The organism is Mesorhizobium sp. M7A.F.Ca.MR.362.00.0.0, assembly GCF_004023175.1.
Lineage (GTDB): Bacteria > Pseudomonadota > Alphaproteobacteria > Rhizobiales > Rhizobiaceae > Mesorhizobium.
This window is the reverse complement of record NZ_RZTF01000738.1, coordinates 1-1410: the sequence shown is the minus strand read 5'-3', so window position 1 is coordinate 1410 and position 1410 is coordinate 1. Positions and strand designations below refer to the sequence as shown.

The window sequence follows — 1410 nt, the reverse complement described above, 5'->3', positions numbered from 1 at the left end:
TGCCCAGGGGCGCCAACTTGCTGTCGGCTTCCAGCAGATTGTGGGCAAATACACCCGTCTCGGAACCATAGAGACCGGGCGGGTTTTCAAAAGTCACCGGCAGCGCGCCAGCGCCCGGTACAAGCGGCCGTGCATCCGGCGTTGGCGGCACCAGCGAGCCGTCGGCTGCAATCATGCGATAGGGCGCCAGCGACGCCGCGGCGGCTTCGGCATTGGCGATGGCCGCGCCCTGGTTGCGCGACAGCTGCACGATGCGGCGCAGCATCTCGACGAAGCTGCCAGAGATCGGCAGGTTCGACCAGGTTGCCTCGGGGGTGACGTGGAACAGCACCAGCGTGCCCTTGCCTTTCTTCAGTCCGGTGACCAGCGGCGTGCCGTCGGCAAGGGCCGCCCAGGTGCGCTCGACGATATCGGATGTCGGCTCGGCCAGCACCTGCCTGCTGACGGTGACCTCGGTCGGCGGCGCCAGATCGGCGAACGGGCCGGCCTTGGGGAATTCGGTGACCGGCTGCGGCGACGTCCATGACAGCGCGCCGCCGAGCGACCGCTCGCCGGTGCGAAGGCGGACGGGCAGCAAATCGTCGTCATCGCCCGCGGTGGCCAGCCGCGAACCGGCGAAACGCACCAGCGTGCCGCCATTGTCGACCCAATCGACAAGTCTCTGCCGGACCTGTCCGGGAATGGTGCCGATATCGGCCATAACGATCATCGCGGGCTTCTGGTCGAGGATTTGCGGGATGGCGTCGGCAAGATCGGCGCTGGAGGGTTCGACCAGATCGGCGAAGGGCTGCAGCGCCCGCCTGATGTAGTAGAGCGGCGACAAAAGCGGCTGTGCCTGGTCGGCCTCGGCCTGCGACAATAGACCGACGCGGCGGCGCTTGGAGCTTTCGTCGAGGACGCGGACCGCACCGGCCTGCCGCTCGCCGTCGAGCGCGATGGAAGCGAAGTCGTTGCGCAGCTCGAACGGCACCGCCATGGTGCCGGTGGCGGTGGTTTCGCCAGGCGAAAAGGTCAGCGTCGCATCGGCGATGCGGCGGCCCTTGTCATCGAAGGCGCCGGCGGTGACCTGAGCCGGGGCAGGGTCGCCCGGCGCGCGGATGGCGGTCAGTGCAAAGCCGTCGACCTGGTTGTCGGCGGCGGTCAGGCCGGTCAGCGACAGCCTGTCCGCGGTTGCCCAGACGACACGCGCGGCATTTTTCGACAAAAGCGTGTTGAAGGCGGCTTCATCGCCCTTTGCCGCCAGGCCGTCGGCAAGCACGGCGACGCTGGCCCCGGGCAAGGTCTCCAGCACGCCGGCCACGCGGGCATAGATGGCGGGCCGGTCGGTCGGGATCGGCCGCGGCTTGGCGGCGCGCAGCCGGTCAAGCGCGGTGGCGGCATCGAACGGGCCGACCTCGGCATTGGCCTTTT

Annotated in this window: 1 pseudogene; it reads right to left on the bottom strand. The window is 68.9% G+C overall.

Going from position 1 to position 1410, the window contains the following annotated elements:
• A pseudogene (locus EOC06_RS37290) lies at nucleotides 1-1410 on the bottom strand (RNA-binding protein); the annotation flags it as partial.